The organism is Streptomyces sp. NPDC041122 (assembly GCF_055592445.1).
Window position 1 is genome coordinate 702,399 of record NZ_JBVIYQ010000002.1, and the last position, 15,390, is coordinate 717,788.

Here is a 15,390-nt window from a genome sequence, read left to right on the forward strand (position 1 = left end):
ATGGTTCGGCTCGGCGTGGTCCCGGCCGTGGCGGGAGCCCGGGAACCCGAGCACCCGGACACTCGGCGGCCGCGATCACCCTCGGTTACCATTGCATGGCTGAAGAGAGGGGCGTCCTGGGAAAATGCTGAGAGAAGTCACCGCGACCCGGTACGTCGAGCCCCTGCGCACCGGCGGCTCCGTCCCCGGAGTCGTCGAGGCCGACGACCTCGGCACCTACGTCGTGAAGTTCACCGGCTCCGCCCAGGGCCGCAAGGCGCTCGTCGCCGAGATCATCGTCGGTGAGCTGGCGCGCCGCCTCGGGCTGCGCTTTCCCGAGCTGGTCCTCGTCGACTTCGACCCCGCGGTCGCCGTCGACGAGCCGCACCAGGAGGTCCAGGACCTGCTGCGCGCGAGCGCCGGGGTCAACCTCGGCATGGACCTGCTGCCGGGCGCCGCGGACTTCACCCCCGAGGCGCTGGCCGTGGACCCGCTGGAGGCGGGCAAGGTGGTGTGGCTCGACGCCCTCACCGCGAACGTCGACCGCACGGTGCACAGCTCGAACCTGATGATCTGGCCCACGTTCGGCGTCCACGCACCGCGCCTGTGGCTGATCGACCACGGCGCCGCCCTGGTCTTCCACCACCGCTGGGGGGCGACGGCGCCGGACAAGGCGTACGACTTCCGCCACCACGCCCTCGGCGGCTACGCCCCCGACACGGCCGCCGCCGACGCCGAACTGGCGCCCCTCGTCACGGAGTCGGCGCTGCGCGAGATCGTCGCTCTCGTGCCGGACGCGTGGCTGGCGGACGAGCCGGGGTTCGCCTCGCCCGCCGAAGTGCGCGACGCGTACGTGGAGTTCCTGCTGGCCCGTGCCCGCGCATCGGCGGCCTGGCTGCCCACCGACTTCCCCAGCAGGACAGAGCTCGCCGCCGCCGACGCGCGCCGCGCCGCCGCCACCGAGAAGGGCCGCCCCGCCTGGCTCAAGCGCGTCCCCGACCTGCACGGGAAGCCTTCGGCCGAGCAGGACTGGTCCTCGCATCTCGGTTAGCGCGCGGGCACGCCGAAGCCCCCGGCGCTGTGCGGTGCCGGGGGCCTCGGCGGAGGTGCTGCGTACGCGCCGATGTACGCGCGAACGTCAGCGCAGCTGCTCGTACGCCGGGAGGGTCAGGAAGTCCGCGTAGTCCGCGTCCAGGGAGACCTGGAGGAGCAGGTCGTGGGCCTGCTGCCACTGGCCGGCCGCGAACGCCTCGTCGCCGATCTCGGCGCGGATGGCGTCCAGTTCCTGCGCCGCCACCTTGCGGGCGAGCTCCGCGGTCGCCGTCTCGCCGCTCTCGAAGACGACACCGGCGTTGATCCACTGCCAGATCTGCGAGCGCGAGATCTCGGCGGTGGCCGCGTCCTCCATGAGGTTGAAGATGGCGACGGCGCCGAGGCCGCGCAGCCAGGCCTCGATGTAGCGGATGCCGACCTGGACGGCGTTGACCAGACCGTCGTACGTGGGCTTCGCGTCAAGGGAGTCGATGGCGATCAGGTCGCCCGGCGCGACGTGCACGTCCTCGCGCAGGCGCTCCTTCTGGTGGGGCTTGTCGCCCAGGACCGCGTCGAAGGACTTCATGGCGATCGGGACCAGGTCCGGGTGGGCCACCCACGAGCCGTCGAAGCCGTCGCCGGCCTCGCGGTCCTTGTCGTTCTCGACCTTTTCGAACGCGACCTTGTTGACCTCCGCGTCCTTGCGGGACGGGATGAACGCGGCCATGCCGCCGATCGCGTGGGCGCCGCGCTTGTGGCAGGTGCGGACGAGGAGTTCGGTGTACGCGCGCATGAACGGCGCCGTCATCGTCACCAGGTTGCGGTCCGGCAGGACGAACTTCGAGCCACCGTCACGGAAGTTCTTGACGATGGAGAAGAGGTAGTCCCAGCGGCCGGCGTTGAGGCCGGAGGCGTGGTCGCGCAGCTCGTAGAGGATCTCCTCCATCTGGTATGCGGCGGTGATCGTCTCGATCAGGACGGTCGCGCGGACCGTGCCCTGCGGGATCCCGACGTAGTCCTGGGCGAAGACGAAGATGTCGTTCCAGAGGCGCGCCTCCAGGTACGACTCCGTCTTCGGCAGGTAGAAGTACGGGCCCTTGCCGAGCTCGATGAGGCGCTTGGCGTTGTGGAAGAAGTAGAGACCGAAGTCGACGAGGGCGCCGGGGACCGGCTTGCCGTCGACCTGGAGGTGGCGCTCGTCCAGGTGCCAGCCGCGCGGCCGCATGACGACCGTCGCCAGCTCGCCGGCGTCCTTCAGGGCGTACGACTTGCCGGTGCGCTCGTCCGTGAAGTCGATGCGGCGCTCGTAGGCGTCGGTGAGGTTGAGCTGACCGAGGACCACGTTCTCCCAGGTGGGGGCGGAGGCGTCCTCGAAGTCGGCGAGCCAGACCTTGGCGCCCGAGTTCAGGGCGTTGATGGTCATCTTGCGGTCGGTCGGACCCGTGATCTCCACGCGGCGGTCGTTCAGCGCGGCCGGGGCCGGGGCGACCTTCCAGGAGTCGTCCTCGCGGATCGCGGCGGTCTCCGGGAGGAAGTCCAGGGTGGAGGTGCGGGCGATCTCGGCACGGCGCTCGGCACGCCGGGCGAGGAGCTCGTCACGCCGGGGCGTGAACAGCCGGTGCAGCTCGGCCACAAAGGCGAGGGCCGCGTCGGTGAGCACCTCTTCCTGCCGGGGCAGGGGCTCTGCGTCGACGATGGCCAGCGGCGACGGCGCTAGTGCGGACATGTCCTGTCACTTCCTTCAGAGAGCTGCACGGACGGGTGCCGGGCCAGCCGCCGGGCAGACACAGTGGCACTGGGTGCCACGGGAGCCGAGGTACGGCTGCGGGCCCCGTCCGAGGGAACGGGCCTTCTGGTCAGTGGATACTAGTTTCCTCATAGTGGAAGTTCAATGGTTTGTTGATGTCGAGATTCTCTTCGTCGACAGAACGTGTCGCTGAGTGCCATGCCGGTCACTCCACGTGGGCCGGGGCCTCCGGCGGGTCGGAGCCCAGGATTTTGGGGGCGCGCTCCAGCCGGACGAGGTCCTCCGCCGTGTCGATGTCGTACTCCTCGGCGACGTCCCCGCACGGCACGAGCTCGATCTCCGCCGCGTGCTCGCGCAGATAGTCGCGTGCCCCGCGGTCACCGACCGCACGCGCCGCGATCCCGGCCCAGTGCCCGGAGCCGAAGAGGACCGGATGGCCCCGCCGGCCCTCGTACGAGGCGGCCGCGAGCGTCATGGGGGAGCGGTACGCGGCGCGCACGCGCGCGGTGGCCGCGGCGCCGATGCCCGGCTGGTCGACGAGCGAGACGAGGGCGGCGCCCCCCGGGCCGGTGTGCGCGCCCGCGTCCCGGAGCGAGACGAGCCCGGCCCGCAGCGAGGACCCCATGCCCTCCTCCCAGTCCGGGTTGTCGACCAGGACGCAGCCCGGCAGCGAGGCGCGGGCGCGGACGATGTCGGCGGAGGCGCCGAGCACGACATGGATCCGCTCGCACCCGGCCTCGCGCAGCACCCGCACCGCGTGCTCCACGAGGGGCCGCCCCCGGTGCTCCAGCAGAGCCTTCGGGCGCCCCCCGAGACGCCGCCCGCCACCGGCGGCGAGCAGCAGCCCCACGACGTCGCCCGCCCCTCCCGTCTCTCCCGCCCCGTCGGCCCGCGCGTCCGTCGCTTCAGTCGTCATGCCTCCTGGATACACCCAACGGCGGCGCCGTGTTCGAGACGGAGATCACGTCCTTCGGCGACGCCACAAAAGTCACAGCGGTCACAGCATTCGCAAAGTGGCGCATCGCTATCGGGAACGGTTTACTGACCCGCGGTCCTCAGGTGCCCGACCAGCACCGGATGGACCGGCAAGGACATGCACGAGAACAGCCGCACGCCAGACGTGCGAGGGGGAGAACCGTGTTGCGGAGTGTGGAGCAGAGGCGAGTGAACGGCGAGGACGAGGACCCGAGAGTGGCGGAGCTGCGCTCCGCCGTGTCCCGCCTGCGCCGTGAACTCGCCGCGCACCCGGCGGAGTTCACCGACCGCGGCATCGCCGAGGACGAACTGGCCGCGCTCGCGGAGATGGCCTACGGCGGCGCCCCCGAGATCCCCCGGATGCGCAGGTCCCTGCTCCTGGTGGCCGGCGCGATCGGCTCCGTCAGCGCGCTGGCCGCGGGCCTCGCGGGGGTGCGGGGCGCGGTGGAGACGTTCGGGGAGACGGAGCGCTAGCCGCCTCGGGGACGGGCTGGACCGGGCGGCCCGCGACGCGCTGTTCCAGGTCAGGCCACCCAGTGGCGGGGGCCGGTGACGGTGGGGCCGCCGGTGCTCCGCAGGTCACCGGCCAGTGCGGTCGCCAGGCGCCGTACCGCCTCATCCAGGCGTTCCGGTGGCAGCACATAGGGAACACGGAGCCGGTGCTCGTGCGTTCCCGGGTCCGCGCCGAAGCGTGAGCCGCCCTCGATCCGTACGCCCTGCGCCGGCGCCGCCCGCGCCAGGGAGGACGCGATCGGGCGGCCCAGGTCCACCCAGAGCGAGAGCCCGCCCGGCGGCAACTGCCAGCGCCACTCCGGCACATGGCGGGCCAGCGACGCGGCGAGCGCGTCCCGCTGCACCCGCAGTCGCGCCAGTCGCTCGCGCAGCACGCCGTCCATGCCGCGCAGCAGATGGAGCGCGACCAGCTGCTCGATGACAGGCGTCGCCATGTCGCTCGGCACGCGCTTGGTCGCCAGTTCGGTGATGACCCCCGACCCCGCCCGCACCCAGCCGATGCGCAGCCCGCCCCAGTGCGTCTTGCTCAACGAGCCGACGGTCACGATCTGTTCGCCCGTCCCGTGCGGCGCGAGCGACGCGAACGGAGGCGGCGCAGGGACGTCCAGCGCGATGTCCGCGACGGTCTCGTCGATCAGCAGCCACGTACCCGTCGCGCGCGCCGTCTCCAGGATGCGGACCCGCTGCTCGCGCGGCATCAGACTGCCCGTCGGATTGTGGAAGTCCGGTACCAGGTAGGCGATACGGGGCGCCGCCTGCCGCAGCGACGACTCGACGAGCCCGCTGTCCCAGCCGTCCTCCGTGACCGGCACGGGGACCGCCCGCAACTGCGCGTCGCGGATCGCGTCGACGGCGTTCGGGTACGACGGATTCTCGACCAGCACCCGGTCGCCCTGTCCGCCCAGCAGGGACAGCGTCAGGGACAGGGCGTGCTGCGCGCCGGTGGTGATCAGGATCTGGTCGGGGAGGGTCGGGAGCCCGCGCCGTGTGAAGCGGTCGGCGACGGCGGCCCGCAACTCCGGTATCCCGTACGGGTGGTAGCCCGGCGTCGGCGCGTGCCGGACCAGCATCGCGCCGGCCGCCGCGAGCGCCTCGGAGAGTTCCGCCTCGGGTGCGCCGGGGGCGGCGGACGCGAGGTCCAGCATGTCGTCCCCGGCCGGGAACGCCGCGACGTTGGACGGCCGGCCTCCCTCCGGGAGCTCGGTCCAGGTGCCGGCCCCGCGGCGGCTGCGCGCGTAACCGCCCTCGCGCAGCACGTCGTACGCAGCCGTGACGGTGGCCCGGCTGATCCCCAGCGCCGAGGCGAGCTCGCGCTCGGCGGGCAGCCGGGTGCGCAGCGGGATGCGGCCGTCGAGCAACAGGGTGCGGACACCCTGAGCGAGGGCGCGGTAGCCGGGGCGCTCCCCGGAGACACCGGTCAGCAACCCGGCCAGCTGACGGCTGCCGAGCCGTCTGTCCACGGTCTGGACCACATGTACCCCACCCATGCCAACTCCCGCCGATTGGCCCTGCTCCCCAGGCCAATCAGAGTACAGACTCCGTTCCGGAGAGCTTCAGTCGACTGTTTGGCCTGGGGAGGGGCACCGATGTCAGGGCACGGAAGGAAAGCGGACGCCGAGAGGGAACGGTCGAAGAGGGAGCTGACGGCTGCGCCATCGGGCGCGGGCGGCGGGCGCGTCGTGGTGGGGGTCAGCGGTTCACCCGCGAGCCTCGCGGCCCTGCGGGCCGCCGCGGAGCAGGCACGGCGCGGGGACCGGGTTCTGGTCGCGCTGCTCGCGTGGGAGCCGCCGGAGGGGGAGGCGCTGTATCTGCGCCATCCGGACCCGGAGTGGGCCCGGCACTGGTGCGGCGAGGCGCGGGCCCGCCTCGACGGGGCCTTCGACGCCGCGTTCGGCGGCCCGCCGCCCGGCGTCAGGGTCGAGCGCCGAGTGGTCCGTTCCCGCCCGGGCACCGCGCTGTGCGAGCTCGCCTCGCGCCCGGACGACCTCCTGGTCCTGGGCGCGCGGGCCGGCCGTCTCGGCACGGGCCAGACCCAGCGTCACGTCCGTACGCACGCGTCCTGCGCGGTCCTCACGGTCCCGGCCCCTCGCGCCCCGAAGGGCTTCCGCCGGACCCTCCGCAGGATGACCCCGCAAGACTTCGCCCTGGCAAGCCACTGACCCCGGCGCGGGGGCGCCGCGCCGGGCGTGGGGCGGTGCGCTGGGCGTGGGGCGGTGCGCTGGGCGCCGGGTGGGGGCCCGCCCGCACACCGCCCGAGGCTCAGGAGCCGGGCCCCGCGCTGACCAAAGCCGCCGACAACTCCACCGCCACCTGCTGCAGCACCGGAACGATCTTGTCCGTCGCCGCCTCCGTGACGCGGCCCGCGGGGCCGGAGATGGAGATCGCCGCCGCCGTGGGGGAGTTCGGGACCGGCACCGCGAGGCAGCGGACGCCGATTTCCTGTTCGTTGTCGTCCACCGCGTATCCCGTGCGGCGCACGTCCTCCAGCGCGTCGAGGAAGCCCTCCGGCGTGGTGATCGTCTTCTCCGTGGCGGCCGGCATGCCGGTGCGGGCGAGCAGGGCCCGTACCTCGTCCGGCGAGGTGTTCGCGAGCAGGGCCTTGCCGACGCCCGTGGAGTGCGGCAGGACCCGCCGGCCGACCTCGGTGAACATGCGCATGGAGTGCTTGGACGGCACCTGCGCCACGTACACGATCTCGTCGCCGTCGAGCAGCGCCATGTTCGCCGTCTCGCCGGTCTCCTCGACGAGCCGGGCGAGATAGGGCCGCGCCCACGTGCCGAGCAACCGGGACGCGGACTCGCCGAGGCGGATGAGGCGGGGGCCGAGCGAGTAGCGGCGGTTGGCCTGCTGGCGCACGTACCCGCAGGCGACCAGCGTGCGCATGAGGCGGTGGATGGTGGGGAGCGGAAGGCCGCTGCTGGCGGAGAGCTCGCTGAGACCGACCTCGCCCCCCGCGTCCGCCATCCGCTCGAGCAGGTCGAAGGCGCGCTCGAGGGACTGGACACCACCGCTGGCGGGGGTCTTGGTGGCGGCGATTTCAGCAGGGGCGTCGCTGGCGCTTGACGTCGGCACGGCGCGTTCCTTTCGGTGCTGGCGGGCAAGGAAGCAGCCTACCGTTCGGTTCTTCGCGCAGGGTCTCGCGCGGCGGGCCGTCATCACCGGTCAGGGGGCCTTTGTCCGTGTCTCCGCCCGCTTGTCCCGCGACCCCTCGGCGCTCGCGTTGTGCGTAGCTACGTTCTGGTGAGCGGAATTCTAATTCCACGTTGTGGAAACGTCCAGTCCGTACCGGAATCAAGGAGTGCCATCTCCGGGGTGGCGAAGTCGACCCTTGACGCCGAGGACGCAAGCGTGAAAACTCCTTCAACAGAACGTTGAATTCCGTTAAGCGGAACCAAAAGGTCTGTGTAGCGGAAGAGAAGAGAGCAGAGAGGGGACGCGGGTGTCCGACAAGGACGTGGACGTGGACGCGGCGCTGGATGCGACGGTGGAGCTGGTGCTCCGCTCGACCCGTGTCGTCACCCCGGACGGGACGCGGGCCGCCTCGGTCGCCGTCTCCGGCGGGAAGATCGTGGCCGTCGCCGCGTACGACGCCGCGGTGCCGGCCGGCGCCCGGCTCGAGGACCTCGGCGACGACGTCCTGCTGCCCGGCCTCGTCGACACGCACGTCCACGTGAACGACCCGGGCCGCACCGAGTGGGAGGGCTTCTGGACCGCCACCCGCGCCGCGGCCGCCGGCGGCATCACCACCCTCGTCGACATGCCCCTCAACTCCCTGCCGCCCACGACGACGGTGGACAACCTGCGCACCAAGCAGGACGTCGCCCGCAGCAAGGCGCACATCGACGTCGGCTTCTGGGGCGGGGCCCTGCCCGACAACGTGCAGGACCTCAAGCCGCTGCACGACGCCGGCGTCTACGGCTTCAAGTGCTTCCTCTCGCCCTCCGGCGTGGACGAGTTCCCCGAGCTGGACCAGGACCAGCTCGCCGCCTCGATGGCCGAGATCGCCGGATTCGGCGGACTCCTCATCGTGCACGCCGAGGACCCGCACGAGCTGGACGCCGCCCCGCACAAGAGCGGCCCCAAGTACGCGGACTACCTCCAGACCCGGCCCCGTATCTCGGAGGACACCGCGATCGAGGGGCTCATCGCCGTCGCCAAGCGGATCGGCGCGCGGATCCACGTCCTGCACCTGTCCTCCTCCGACGCGCTGCCGCTCATCGCCGCCGCCAAGCGCGAGGGCGTCGAGCTGACCGTCGAGACGTGCCCGCACTACCTGACCCTCACCGCCGAGGAAGTCCCGGACGGGGCCAGCGAGTTCAAGTGCTGCCCGCCCATCCGTGAGGAGGGCAACCGGGACCTGCTGTGGCAGGCGCTGGCCGACGGCACCATCGACTGCGTCGTCACCGACCACTCGCCCTCCACCGCCGACCTGAAGACCGACGACTTCGCGACCGCGTGGGGCGGCATCTCCGGGCTCCAGCTGAGCCTGCCCGCCGTCTGGACCGAGGCCAGGAAGCGCGGCCACACCCTCGAGGACGTGGTGCGCTGGATGTCGGCGCGCACCGCACAGCTGGTCGGACTCGACCAGAAGGGCGCCATCGAGGCCGGCCGGGACGCCGACTTCGCGGTCCTCGCGCCCGACGAGACCTTCACCGTGGACCCCGCGGAGCTGCAGCACCGGAACCGGGTCACGGCGTACGCGGGCAAGACCCTCAGCGGCGTCGTGAAGTCGACCTGGCTGCGCGGCGAACGCATCTTGCACGGCGGCGAGTTCAGCGAACCCGCAGGCCGTCTTCTGGAAAGGAACAACTGAACGTGACGGCGATACCCTCCTTCACCGGCGACGCGAGCCCCTACGGCGGCGGCGAGCCCTACGCCGACTACCGCACGGCCGACTTCCCCTTCACCCAGTACGCCAACCTCGCCGACCGTCAGCTCGGCGCCGGTGTGATCGCCGCCAACGACGAGTTCTTCGCGATGCGCGAGAACCTGCTGCTCGCCCACCCCGCCGTGTTCGACCCCGAGCACTTCGGCCACAAGGGCAAGGTCATGGACGGCTGGGAGACCCGCCGCCGACGCGGCGTCTCGGGCGAGCACCCCTGGCCCACGGTGGACGACCACGACTGGGCGCTCGTACGGCTCGGCGCCCCGGGCGTCATCCGCGGCATCGTCATCGACACCGCCCACTTCCGCGGCAACTACCCGCAGGCCGTGTCCGTCGAGGGCACCAGCGTGGACGGCTCGCCGACCCCGGAGGAGCTCCTCGCCGACGACGTGAAGTGGACGACCGTCGTCCCGCGCACGCCGGTCGGCGGCCACGCGGCCAACGGCTTCGCCGTCGACGCCGAGCAGCGCTTCACGCACCTGCGCGTCAACCAGCACCCGGACGGCGGCATCGCCCGCCTGCGCGTCTACGGCGAGGTCGTCGCCGACCCCGCGTGGCTCGCCGCGCTCGGCACGTTCGACGTCGTCGCCCTGGAGAACGGCGGCCAGGTCGAGGACGCCTCCGACCGCTTCTACTCGCCGGCCACCAACACCATCCAGCCGGGCCGCTCCCGCAAGATGGACGACGGCTGGGAGACCCGCCGCCGCCGCGACAACGGCAACGACTGGATCCGCTACCGGCTCGTCCAGCAGGCCGAGGTCCGTGTCGTCGAGATCGACACCGCCTACCTCAAGGGCAACTCCGCCGGCTGGGCCGCCCTCTCCGTCCGGGACGGCGAGAGCGGCGAGTGGACCGAGGCGCTGCCCCGCACCCGGCTGCAGCCCGACACCAACCACCGCTTCGTCCTCGCCGCACCGGTCGTCGGCACGCACGTGCGCGTCGACATCTTCCCGGACGGCGGCATCTCCCGGCTGCGCCTGTTCGGTTCGCTGACCGAGGACGGCTCGGCCAGGCTGGCCGCGCGTCACCAGGAGCTGGGCGGCTGACCCGCCCCCCCCGAACGTGGGGCGTACCGGGTGGACAGCCCCGGTGCGCCCCACTCTCACGTCCGCGGCCCTCCTGTCCGCGACACGACACAGCACCGACACGGCACGGCACGACACGGCACATGTGCCGCGTTACGCCGAGTGGCCGCCGTCCACGGCGAGTTCGGCGCCGGTGAGGTACGCGGCGTCGTCACCGGCGAGATAACCGACCAGCGAGGCCACCTCGTCGGCCGAACCGAACCGGCCGAGCGCGGTGTTGTTCCTCTGCGGCTCCGCGAACGGCCCGTCCGCCGGGTTCAGTTCGGTGTCGATCGGGCCCGGGTGGATCAGGTTCACGGTGATGCCGCGACCGCCGAGCTCGTGCGCCAACGCCTTGGTCATGCCGGTCAGCGCCGACTTGCTCAGCGCGTACAGGGTGCCGCCGGGCCCGCCCGCGTACCGGGTGAGCGCCGTGCCGACGGAGACGATGCGGCCGCCGTCGCGCAGCAGCCCCGCGGCCGCCTGCGAGGCGAGGTACGCCGAGCGCACGTTGACCGCGAGCACCCGGTCGACGTCGCCGAGCGTCAGATCGCCGATCGGGCCGAGCACGCCGATGCCGGCGTTGTTGACCAGGATGTCCAGGCGCCCCAGATCGTCGGCCGCGCGCTCCACGGCGCCCGCCGCGTCCCCCGCGTCGGCCGCGTCCGCACGGAGGGCGAACCCGCGCCGCCCCATCGACTCGATCTTCGCGACGACTTCGCGGGCCGCGTCCTCGTTCCGTACGAAGGTGATCGCGACGTCGGCGCCGTCCGCGGCCAGCCGCAGGGCGATTGCCGCGCCGATGCCGCGGCTGCCGCCGGTGACCAGAGCCGTCCTGCCGTTGAGAGATGACATGTCCGAACCTCTTCCGATGGACTTCCAGTGGTTGCGGGTTCAATGAAAGTCGTTTGGAGGGGCGTCGGCTGGCGGCCATCGGACATGGTTCTCCGCGGGGCCGCCGTGCCGCCGTCCAGCGGGTGGCGGGGGTGGTGGTGGCCGGTTAACTCCCGGAAAACTTCACGGACTTGACGTTGACACGCCAACCTCTACGCGCGTCACACTGGACCCATGCGAATCCCCCCACGAAGCCGATTCCTCGGCGCCACCGCTCTCGCCGCCGCCCTTCTCCTCGGCGGCCCCGCCGCGGCCACCGCGACCGCGGCCCCGACCGCCCCGGTCTCGTACGCGATCACCGCGGTCGGTCACATCTGTTACTCCGCGCTGCCCTCTCAGGCGCACGACACGCTCGATCTGATCGACAAGGGCGGCCCCTACCCGTTCCCGCAGGACGGCACCGTCTTCCAGAACCGTGAGAACGTGCTGCCGCGGCAGGGCTCCGGCTACTACCACGAGTACACGGTCATCACGCCGGGCTCCCAGGACCGTGGCGCCCGCCGCGTCGTCACCGGCGAGAAGAGCCAGGAGGACTACTACACCGCCGACCACTACGCGTCGTTCGACCTGGTCGACCGCGGCTGCTGAACGGCCGGACGGGGTCTCGGACGGGAGTCTCGGACGGGGACTCAGTCCGTCCCTTCGCTCCGCACGGCCGCGAACAGCGCGCACGCCAGCACGATCAGGGCCACGCTCGCGTAGATCTCGTAGCCGTCGAGGAAGCCGAGGCGCTGGACGAGACCCCAGCCGCGCAGTCCGCCGGAGAACCTGTTGACCAGGCCGACCACGCCCTGGACCAGCAGGATCACACCGAGAAACTCCAGTAGCTGCTTCATGAGGCGATCCTCGCCCCGCGTCCCGGCCACGGGCGTCGGCCGCGGGGCGAGGATCCGGTGCACGGGCGGTCCGAAAGTCGGTGACCTGCGCGACTTTGGTCGACGATCATGCGCGGGACGCGGGCGGGACCGCCAGGGGTGCGTAGATTTGTCGACCATGAGCGGCACTGATCCCACGCGGCGCCCCGAACCCGGAGCGCCCGCGAGCGGCCCCCGGGACGGCGACGGGTCCACGCCGGGAGGCGGGCACCTGGACCACGGCCGCCCCCTGCCCGGCAGCCGTCCCTGGACGCTGCCCTCGGCCGTCGCCCGGGAGTTCGATCCGGGCCGCGCGGGGCGCAGGTCCAGGCGGACCGCGCGCGACTGGCTCGTCGACTTCAGCTGCTTCTGCGCCGCCGTCCTCATCGGCATGATCGGCGCCGACGCCGTCAGCGCCAATCCGCATGTCTCCCCGGGATACGCCGAGTTCGACCAGGTCCTCGGCGCGCTCGCGTGTGCCGCCGTCTGGCTGCGCAGGCGGTGGCCGGCCGGGCTCGCGCTCGCGCTGGTGCCGGTCGGCATGGCCTCGGACACGGCGGGCGGCGCGGCCGCCGTGGCCCTCTTCACGCTCGCCGTGCACCGGCCGTTCCGGTACGTCGCGTGGATCGGCGGCGCCTCGATCGCGGTGGTCCCGCTGACCTTTTGGCTGCGGCCCGACCGCGACATGCCCTACGGCGTCGCCGTCGGGTTCGGCGTCGTGGCGAGCGCGGCGGTCACCGGCTGGGGCATGTTCGTACGCTCCCGCCGCGAGCTCCTGCTCAGCCTGCGCGACCGCGCCGTCCGCGCCGAGAACGAGGCCGCGCTCCGCGCCGAGCAGGCCCAGCGCCTGGCCCGCGAGGACATCGCCCGCGAGATGCACGACGTGCTCGCGCACCGCCTCACCCTGCTCAGCGTGCACGCCGGGGCCCTGGAGTTCCGTCCCGACGCGCCCCGCGCGGAGATCGCCCGGGCGGCGGGCGTCATCCGGGAGAGCGCGCACGAGGCGCTGCAGGACCTGCGGCAGGTGATCGGCGTCCTGCGGGGCGGCGAGACGGATGTCGCGGGCCGCCCCCAGCCGACGCTGGCCGCGCTGGAGACGCTGGTCGCCGAATCCCGCGACGCGGGCATGAAGGTCGTCCTCGACAGCCGCGTCGAGGACCCCGCGGCCGTGCCCGCCGCCCTCGGCCGCACCGCCTACCGCATCGCGCAGGAAGGCCTCACCAACGCCCGCAAACACGCCCCCGGCGCCGAGGTGACCGTGACCGTCGACGGCACGCCCGACGCGGGCCTGACCCTGACCGTGCGCAACCCCGCGCCGCCCGGCGACGTGCCCGCGGTGCCCGGCTCCGGGCAGGGCCTGATCGGGCTCGCCGAGCGGGCCTCGCTCGCCGGCGGCAGGCTCTCGCACGCCCGCGGGCCCGACGGCGGATTCCACCTGGAGGCCTGGCTACCGTGGGCGTCATGAAACCGATCAAGCTGCTGCTCGTGGACGACGATCCGCTGGTGCGCGCCGGCCTGTCCTTCATGCTCGGCGGCGCGGACGACATCGAGATCGTCGGCGAGGCGGGCGACGGCACCGAGGTCGCCCCGCTCGTCGCCGAACTCCGCCCGGACGTCGTCCTGATGGACATCCGCATGCCCACGATGGACGGTCTCGCGGCCACGGAGGCCCTGCGGCGGCGTCCCGGCGCGCCGGAGGTCATCGTCCTCACCACGTTCCACGCCGACGAGCAGGTGCTGCGTGCGCTGCGCGCGGGCGCGGCGGGCTTCGTCCTCAAGGACACCGCGCCGGCCGAGATCGTCGCGGCGGTCCGCGCGGTGGCCGCGGGCGAACCGGTGCTCTCGCCGACGGTGACCCAGCAGCTGATCACCCGGGTGACCGGGGTGGATCCGCAACTGGACCGCAGACGCCGGGCCTTGGAGCGGCTGGCGACGCTGGGGGAGCGCGAGCGCGAGGTGGCCGTCGCGGTCGGCCGCGGCGGCTCCAACGCGGACATCGCCGCCGAGCTGTATCTGAGCGTCGCCACCGTCAAGGCGCACGTCTCGCGGATCCTGACGAAACTGGACCTCAACAACCGGGTGCAGATCGCCCTGCTGGCGCACGACGCGGGTCTGCTGGACCGGGACCTCTGAGGGGAACCGAACGTCTGCGCCGGCACGTTGAACCCGGCGTGAGCACCCCGGAGGAGGCCCGTATGACGAAGGCGGACACGACGGAGACCGTCGACCTGGCGCCGTACGGCAGGCGGTTCAGGGACGACCCGCACTCCGTCTACGCGGAGCTCCGCGCGCGCGGCCCCGTCCACCGCGTCCGCCTGCCGCCTCCCGAAGAGGCCTTCGACACCTACCTGGTGGTGGGGTACGCCGAGTGCAGGGCCGCGCTCACCGACCCGCGCTTCGCCAAGTCCTCGGCCGCCGCGGGCTTCGCCTTCCACGAGGAGGAGCTGATCGGCAGCCATCTGCTGATCGCCGACCCGCCCCACCACACCCGGCTGCGCAAACTCGTCGCCCGCGAGTTCACCGCCCGCCGGGTCGAGTCCCTGCGCCCGCGGATCCAGCGCGTCACCGACGACCTCCTGGACACCATGCTCGCCGGGGGCGACGCGGCGCGCACCCGGCGCGCCGACCTGCACGAGGCGCTGGCCTTTCCGCTCCCCATCACCGTCATCTGCGAGCTGCTCGGCGTGCCCGACATCGACCGCGCCGCCTTCCGCCGCATGTCGAACGGGGTCGTGGCGTCGCCGGACCAAGCGGCGGAGCGCGCGGCGTTCGTCGAACTCTCGGGGTACTTGAGGGAGTTGATCGAACAGAAGCGGAGTTCGGGGCCGGGCGACGACCTGCTGGGCTCGCTGATCCGCACCACGGACGACGCGGACGGGGACCGCCTCTCACCCGCCGAGCTGCGCGCCATGGCCTTCATCCTGCTGATCGCCGGGCACGAGACGACGGTCAACCTGATCGGCAACGCCGTGCACGCCCTGTTCACCCACCCCGGCCAACTGGCCGCGCTGCGCGCCGACATGAGCCTGCTCGACGGGGCGATCGAGGAGGCGTTGCGCTTCGAGGGGCCGGTGGAGGGCGCCACGTACCGCTTCGCCACCGAGCCCACCGAGCTGGGCGGCACCGTCATCCCCGCGGGCGCCGTCGTCCGGGTCTCGCTGGCCGGGGCCGACCGCGACCCCGACCGCTTCCCCGGCCCCGACCGCTTCGACATCCGCCGCGCCCCGCAGGGCCACCTCGCCTTCGGGCACGGCCTGCACCACTGCCTGGGCGCCCCGCTGGCCCGGCTGGAGGCGAGGATCGCGCTCGGCTCGCTGCTCGAACGCTGCCCGGACCTCGCCCCGGACGGTCCGCCGGGGGAGTGGCTGCCGGGGACCCTGATCAGAGGAGTGCGGCGGCTCCCCGTCCGGTGGTAGCGGCTGGGGGGCCCGGCCCGCTCCGAACGGA

15 protein-coding genes are annotated in these 15,390 nt (G+C 72.8%); 9 read left to right on the forward strand and 6 right to left on the reverse strand.

Features of this window, described 5'->3' with window-relative positions; genetic code table 11:
• Positions 1 to 124: 124 nt before the first annotated feature.
• A complete protein-coding gene (locus tag ACZ6B8_RS09280; protein ID WP_471606791.1) occupies positions 125 to 1,030 on the forward strand; it encodes a HipA family kinase in 906 nt (301 codons plus the stop codon).
• A gap of 87 nt (positions 1,031 to 1,117) precedes the next feature.
• Here ACZ6B8_RS09280 and aceB read toward each other — a convergent pair whose 3' ends face one another.
• Positions 1,118 to 2,737 (reverse strand): malate synthase A, encoded by a 1,620-nt coding sequence (gene aceB, locus ACZ6B8_RS09285; protein ID WP_471078006.1) that lies wholly within the window; start codon positions 2,735 to 2,737, stop codon positions 1,118 to 1,120.
• Positions 2,738 to 2,963: 226 nt separating this feature from the next.
• A complete protein-coding gene (locus ACZ6B8_RS09290; protein WP_471606792.1) occupies positions 2,964 to 3,674 on the reverse strand; it encodes a nucleotidyltransferase family protein in 711 nt (236 codons plus the stop codon).
• Between the two features lie 221 nt (positions 3,675 to 3,895).
• Here ACZ6B8_RS09290 and ACZ6B8_RS09295 point away from each other — a divergent pair, with 221 nt between their 5' ends.
• The gene (locus tag ACZ6B8_RS09295) at positions 3,896 to 4,207 is read left to right on the forward strand and encodes a DUF5955 family protein (protein WP_471078012.1); all 312 of its coding nucleotides are present in this window, start codon (positions 3,896 to 3,898) and stop codon (positions 4,205 to 4,207) included.
• 50 nt (positions 4,208 to 4,257) lie between these two features.
• Here ACZ6B8_RS09295 and yczR read toward each other — a convergent pair whose 3' ends face one another.
• The gene (gene yczR / locus ACZ6B8_RS09300) at positions 4,258 to 5,733 is read right to left on the reverse strand and encodes a MocR-like transcription factor YczR (protein WP_471606793.1); all 1,476 of its coding nucleotides are present in this window, start codon (positions 5,731 to 5,733) and stop codon (positions 4,258 to 4,260) included.
• A gap of 99 nt (positions 5,734 to 5,832) precedes the next feature.
• Here yczR and ACZ6B8_RS09305 point away from each other — a divergent pair, with 99 nt between their 5' ends.
• Positions 5,833 to 6,405: a universal stress protein gene (locus ACZ6B8_RS09305; protein WP_471606794.1), complete on the forward strand. Its 573-nt coding sequence runs from the start codon at positions 5,833 to 5,835 to the stop codon at positions 6,403 to 6,405.
• Positions 6,406 to 6,505: 100 nt separating this feature from the next.
• Here the strand turns inward: ACZ6B8_RS09305 and ACZ6B8_RS09310 are convergent, their stop codons facing one another.
• Positions 6,506 to 7,318: an IclR family transcriptional regulator gene (locus ACZ6B8_RS09310; RefSeq protein WP_471078020.1), complete on the reverse strand. Its 813-nt coding sequence runs from the start codon at positions 7,316 to 7,318 to the stop codon at positions 6,506 to 6,508.
• A 367-nt stretch (positions 7,319 to 7,685) separates the two neighbouring features.
• Here ACZ6B8_RS09310 and allB point away from each other — a divergent pair, with 367 nt between their 5' ends.
• The gene (gene allB, locus ACZ6B8_RS09315; RefSeq protein ID WP_471606795.1) at positions 7,686 to 9,059 is read left to right on the forward strand and encodes an allantoinase AllB; all 1,374 of its coding nucleotides are present in this window, start codon (positions 7,686 to 7,688) and stop codon (positions 9,057 to 9,059) included.
• Between the two features lie 2 nt (positions 9,060 to 9,061).
• Positions 9,062 to 10,177 (forward strand): allantoicase, encoded by a 1,116-nt coding sequence (gene alc / locus ACZ6B8_RS09320; RefSeq protein WP_471606796.1) that lies wholly within the window; start codon positions 9,062 to 9,064, stop codon positions 10,175 to 10,177.
• 132 nt (positions 10,178 to 10,309) lie between these two features.
• Here alc and ACZ6B8_RS09325 read toward each other — a convergent pair whose 3' ends face one another.
• Positions 10,310 to 11,050, reverse strand: a complete 741-nt coding sequence (locus tag ACZ6B8_RS09325) for an SDR family NAD(P)-dependent oxidoreductase (protein ID WP_471078028.1) — start codon at positions 11,048 to 11,050, stop codon at positions 10,310 to 10,312.
• 213 nt (positions 11,051 to 11,263) lie between these two features.
• Between ACZ6B8_RS09325 and ACZ6B8_RS09330 the strand changes: the two genes are divergently transcribed.
• Positions 11,264 to 11,677 (forward strand): guanyl-specific ribonuclease, encoded by a 414-nt coding sequence (locus ACZ6B8_RS09330; RefSeq protein ID WP_471078031.1) that lies wholly within the window; start codon positions 11,264 to 11,266, stop codon positions 11,675 to 11,677.
• A gap of 41 nt (positions 11,678 to 11,718) precedes the next feature.
• On the opposite strand, the gene ACZ6B8_RS09335 is transcribed toward ACZ6B8_RS09330, so the two are convergent.
• The gene (locus ACZ6B8_RS09335; protein ID WP_471606797.1) at positions 11,719 to 11,925 is read right to left on the reverse strand and encodes a hypothetical protein; all 207 of its coding nucleotides are present in this window, start codon (positions 11,923 to 11,925) and stop codon (positions 11,719 to 11,721) included.
• Between the two features lie 157 nt (positions 11,926 to 12,082).
• Between ACZ6B8_RS09335 and ACZ6B8_RS09340 the strand changes: the two genes are divergently transcribed.
• The 3 genes from ACZ6B8_RS09340 to ACZ6B8_RS09350 all read left to right on the forward strand — a co-directional run bounded on the left by ACZ6B8_RS09340 (position 12,083) and on the right by ACZ6B8_RS09350 (position 15,359).
• The gene (locus tag ACZ6B8_RS09340) at positions 12,083 to 13,408 is read left to right on the forward strand and encodes a sensor histidine kinase (RefSeq protein ID WP_471606798.1); all 1,326 of its coding nucleotides are present in this window, start codon (positions 12,083 to 12,085) and stop codon (positions 13,406 to 13,408) included.
• The gene (locus ACZ6B8_RS09345; protein WP_471606799.1) at positions 13,405 to 14,076 is read left to right on the forward strand and encodes a response regulator; all 672 of its coding nucleotides are present in this window, start codon (positions 13,405 to 13,407) and stop codon (positions 14,074 to 14,076) included. Before ACZ6B8_RS09340 ends, ACZ6B8_RS09345 begins: the two co-directional genes overlap by 4 nt.
• A gap of 62 nt (positions 14,077 to 14,138) precedes the next feature.
• Positions 14,139 to 15,359, forward strand: a complete 1,221-nt coding sequence (locus ACZ6B8_RS09350; RefSeq protein WP_471078043.1) for a cytochrome P450 family protein — start codon at positions 14,139 to 14,141, stop codon at positions 15,357 to 15,359.
• Positions 15,360 to 15,390 lie beyond the last annotated feature (31 nt).